The organism is Georgenia sp. (assembly GCF_054605595.1).
In genome coordinates this window covers 1-2,598 of the sequence record NZ_JBTSDU010000221.1, presented here as the reverse complement: position 1 = coordinate 2,598, position 2,598 = coordinate 1, and the positions used below count along the sequence as shown (strand labels likewise).

General features: G+C 75.0%; 1 protein-coding gene and 1 pseudogene. Both read left to right on the top strand.

Annotation, left to right across the window (positions count from 1 at the left end):
• Nucleotides 1-586, top strand: a pseudogene (locus ACYC1Z_RS15115) (alkaline phosphatase); the annotation flags it as partial.
• Between the two features lie 161 nt (nucleotides 587-747).
• On the top strand, nucleotides 748-2,598 hold a 1,851-nt coding region (locus ACYC1Z_RS15110; RefSeq protein WP_461410334.1), incomplete at its 3' end, for a RecQ family ATP-dependent DNA helicase.

Genomic DNA, 2,598 nt, shown 5'->3' with positions numbered 1-2,598 from the left:
CGGTGACGGGACCGACACGCCGGCCGTGCGCCAGGGGAACCGGTACTCCATCTTCAACTCCCTGACCGGTGCGGAGCCGGACCAGGTCCTCACCCTCGGTGAGCGCCGCGACACCGTCCTGGTCGGCGACTGGGACGGCAACGGGACCGACACCCTGGCGGTACGGGACGGCAACCGGTACTCCGTCTGGAACACCCTCACCTCCGGCCTGCCGGACCAGGTGATCAGGTTCGGTCACCGCAACGACAAGGTCCTGGTCGGCGACTGGGACGGCAACGGGACCGACACCCTGGCGGTACGGCAGGGGAACCGGTACTCCGTCTGGAACTCCTTCACCGCCGAGGAGCCGGACCAGGTCCTCACGCTCCGCGGCGCGGCCGGCCGGCACCGCGGCTACTACCGCGACCACCGACGCGACACCGTGCTGGTGGGTGACTGGGACGGCAACGGGAGCGACACCCTGGCGGTACGGAACGGGAGCCGGTACTCCATCTGGAACGCCCTCACGTCCGGCAGCCCCGACCAGGTCATCACCTTCGGCCACGCCCGCGACACCGTCCTGGTCGGTGACTGGGACGGCAAGTAGCACCACCGCACCATCAGCACCGCGCCCGCAGGGCCGGCTCCGCCCCGGAGCCGGCCCTGCGGGCGTCCGGTGCACCGCCCTCCTCGTGCCCGGGCGTCGCCGTCCACCTGCCACCGCCGCCGGCGCGGGCGGGTGTGAGAACGTGGCAGCGGACGGAAGGAATGACCATGGCGGACACGCCCGGCGCGATCACCGGTGCGACCACGGCGCCGACGCCCCTGCGGGAGCGGGCCGAGGCCGCGCTGCGGGCGCTGGTCGGCCGGGCCGACGCACGGCTGCGGGAGGACCAGTGGACCGCCATCGAGGCCCTGGTGGCGCACCGGCGGCGGGCGCTGGTGGTGCAACGGACCGGGTGGGGCAAGTCCGCCGTCTACTTCGTCGCGACGGCGCTCCTGCGGGAGGGGGCGGTGGGGCGCCCGCCCGCCGGGCCGACCGTGATCATCTCCCCGCTCCTCGCGCTCATGCGCGACCAGGTCGCCGCTGCGTCGCGGGCGGGCATCCGGGCGGTGACGATCAACTCCGCGAACGTCTCCGAGTGGGACGGGATCCACGCCGCCATCGCCGCGGGCGACGTCGACGTGCTGCTCTGCTCGCCCGAGCGGCTCAACAACCCGGGCTTCCGCGACGAGGTCCTCCCCCGACTCGCCGAGAGCGCCGGCCTCGTCGTCGTCGACGAGGCCCACTGCATCTCGGACTGGGGGCACGACTTCCGGCCCGACTACCGCCGCATCCGCACGCTGCTCGACGGGCTCCCCGACGGGATCCCGGTGCTCGCCACCACCGCGACCGCCAACGCGCGGGTGAGCGCCGACGTCGCCGAGCAGCTCGGCGTCGGGCGCCACGACGGGGACGTGCTCGTGCTGCGCGGTTCCCTCGACCGGCCGTCCCTGCACCTCGGGGTCCTCCCGCTGGCGGACCAGGCGAGCCGCGTCGCCTGGCTCGCCCAGTACCTGGGCAGCCACGAGGGCTCGGGCATCGTCTACACGCTCACGGTCGCCATGGCGCAGCAGGTCGCCGAGCAGCTGCGGGCGGCGGGTCACGAGGTGCGCCCGTACACGGGGCAGACCGACACCGCCGAGCGGGAGCTGCTCGAGGCGGACCTCAAGGCGAACCGCGTCCGCGCCCTGGTGGCCACCTCCGCCCTCGGGATGGGCTTCGACAAACCAGACCTGGCGTTCGTGGTCCACCTCGGCGCCCCGTCCTCACCGATCGCCTACTACCAGCAGGTGGGGCGCGCGGGCCGCGGGGTCGACCGCGCCGACGTCGTCCTCCTGCCCGGCCGGGAGGACCAGGACATCTGGGGCTACTTCGGCTCGCTGGCGTTCCCGCCGGAGCGGTCGGTCCGGGCGACGCTGGCCGCCCTCCGGGGCGGCACCATGTCCACGGCGGCGCTGGAGACGCAGGTGGACCTGCGCCGCAACCGGCTCGAGACCATGCTCAAGGTGCTCGACGTCGACGGCGCGGTGCGGCGGGTGCGGGGCGGCTGGGAGCCGACCGGCCGGGAGTGGCACTACGACACCGAGCGGTACGCCCGCGTGGCCGCGACCCGCGAGGCCGAGCAGCAGGCGATGCTGGACTACCAGCGCCTCGCGCCCGCGAGCTGCCGGATGGCGTTCCTCCGCGCCGAGCTGGACGACCCCGACCTGGTGGCGGACTGGCGGTGCGGGCGGTGCGACCTGTGCGGCGGCCTGCCGCTGGACGCGGCGGTCGACGCCGCCACCGTCCGGGGGGTCCGGGCCGGCCTGGACCGGCCGGGCATCGAGATCGCGCCACGGCGTCAGTGGCCCGCCGGCATGGACGCCCTGGGCGTCGAGCTGCGTGGCAAGATCGCCGCGGACGAGCGGCACGAGGTCGGCCGTGCCCTCGCGCGCCTGGACGGCCTGGGCTGGTCGGGTTCGCTGCGGCGCGGCGACGGCTCGGCCGGCGTGGACGGCGTCGTGCTGCTGCGCTCCGCGACCCGGCCGCAGCTGGTCCAGCACCTGGCGCAGGGCGTCGGTCACCTCCTGCGCGTC